This is a genomic window from Stenotrophomonas maltophilia group sp. Smal32 (assembly GCF_030237085.1).
GTDB classification, from domain to species: Bacteria; Pseudomonadota; Gammaproteobacteria; order Xanthomonadales; family Xanthomonadaceae; genus Stenotrophomonas; species Stenotrophomonas maltophilia_Q.
In genome coordinates this window covers 1-1,737 of sequence record NZ_JASJSI010000211.1, presented here as the reverse complement: position 1 = coordinate 1,737, position 1,737 = coordinate 1, and the positions used below count along the sequence as shown (strand labels likewise).

The following is a 1,737-nucleotide window of genomic DNA, read 5'->3' as shown; positions in this document are numbered from 1 at the left end:
CCTCGGACAGTTTCCGTGCGCGTCCGCCACGGAAAATCAAAAAGAAAATCAAAGTCAAAAGCGGATCGCTTCGCTCGCATCCACGCATGGCGCGGATGTGTGTCGCCCCAGGTCGACACCTACCAAAAGCGATGATGCGCCGCGATCTGTCGGAGGTGGGGCGGTGTCGGGTGGCGGGGTATCCGCGGCATGGATGCCGCGGCTAAGCCTACAGGGACGTACTTGCGGCGTCCCCGCCGCCCGACACCGCCCCGCCAAGCCTCAGTACACCGACCGCCGCTGTTGCCGTTGCTGTTGCCGTTGCTCCAGCCTTGCAGCGGGCCCCGGGCCGCAGGCCCGGGCAACAAACCCCTACCGGTCGTCGTGCAGGGTGCCGCCCGGCAGGAACACCCAGGTACGGGTCACCTGCAGGATATCGATCTCGTCCTCGGTCTTCGGCAACGGCGGGAACGGCTGCGCCAGCTGCACCACCCGCAGCGCTGCCTCATCCAGCAACGGCGTACCGCTCGAACGCAGGATCCGGCTGCTCTCCACGCTGCCATCGCGGCGCACGCCCACGCTGATCACCACCTGGCCGCCGAGGCGGCGCTGCCTGGCCTCATCCGGGTAATTCAGGTTGCCTACCTTCTCCGCACGGTCGACCCAGGCGCGCAGGTAATTGGCGTAGGCATACTCACGCGTGCTGGCCGACACGAACTTGCGGTTCGGGCGCTTGGCGTACTGCGCCGAGCGCAGGTGCACTTCGGCAGCCAGCCGTGCCATCTCCACGTCGCGCTGTTCGCGCGCACTCAAGGGCGCATCCGGTTCGGGCTGATCCGGCGTGGGGCGGGCCTGCGCCTGCGCTACCACCTCTTCGCCATTGCGGCTGCTGACCACCCGTGCCTGCGGCGGCGGAACCGGCGCAGCCGATTGCTGCTGCTGCGGCACAGGGCTCAGCCCTGACTGGGCCTGCGGCACGATGCCGGCCTGGTTGTCGCGCGGACGCTGCGCGCGGTCGTGCTCGCCACCACCTTCCTGGTTGGCCGCAGCCAGGAAATCGGCCTGTTTCGGGGTCAGCGCGGTGCGGGTCTGACTGAAGATCACTTCCAGCGTCGGCACCAGCGGCGCATCGCCCTTCACGGCGAAGCCCACGCCCAGGATCAGCAGGGCGTGGACCAGCACAGACAGCGCGATGGTCGCCCCCAGCCGTTGCGCTTCGCGCGGTGGCGGGGGCAGGACGGCAGGTGCGGAGGGCATCAGCGCAGGCCGGCCTCGAGCGCGTCGAACAGGGTGCCGGCGATGTTCAGGCCGTACTGTGCGTCCAGTTCGCGCACGCAGGTCGGGCTGGTCACGTTGACCTCGGTCAGGTAGTCGCCGATCACGTCCAGGCCGACGAAGCGCATGCCACGACGCTTCATTTCCGGGCCCACCTGGGCAGCGATCCAGCGGTCGCGCTCGCTCAGCGGGCGGCCTTCGCCGCGACCGCCGGCGGCGAGGTTGCCGCGGAATTCATCGCCCTGCGGGATGCGCGCCAGGCAGTAGTCGACGGGCTCGCCATCGACCAGCAGGATGCGCTTGTCGCCGGCGGTGATGTCGGGAATGAATTTCTGCGCCAGCGCCATCCTGTGGCCGCCGTCGGTCAGCGTTTCCAGGATCACGTTCAGGTTCGGATCGCCCTGGCCGCTGCGGAAGATCGAGCGGCCGCCCATGCCGTCCAGCGGCTTCAGCACGGCCTGGCCATGCTCCAGCGCGAAGGCC

1 protein-coding gene and 1 pseudogene are annotated in these 1,737 nt (G+C 68.9%); both read right to left on the bottom strand.

The genetic code is table 11. From position 1 onward, the window contains the following. Positions 1-351: 351 nt before the first annotated feature. A complete protein-coding gene (locus tag QRO91_RS22370) occupies positions 352-1,236 on the bottom strand; it encodes an energy transducer TonB (RefSeq protein WP_049431798.1) in 885 nt (294 codons plus the stop codon). After that, positions 1,236-1,737, bottom strand: a pseudogene (locus tag QRO91_RS22365) (glutathione synthase); the annotation flags it as partial. The pseudogene QRO91_RS22365 and the gene QRO91_RS22370, both read right to left, overlap by 1 nt.

Bases quoted from the DNA above. Each gene is read 5' to 3' on its own strand.
- QRO91_RS22370 (WP_049431798.1), bottom strand. From the start codon at position 1,236: ATGCCCTCCGCACCTGCCGTCCTGCCCCCGCCACCGCGCGAAGCGCAA.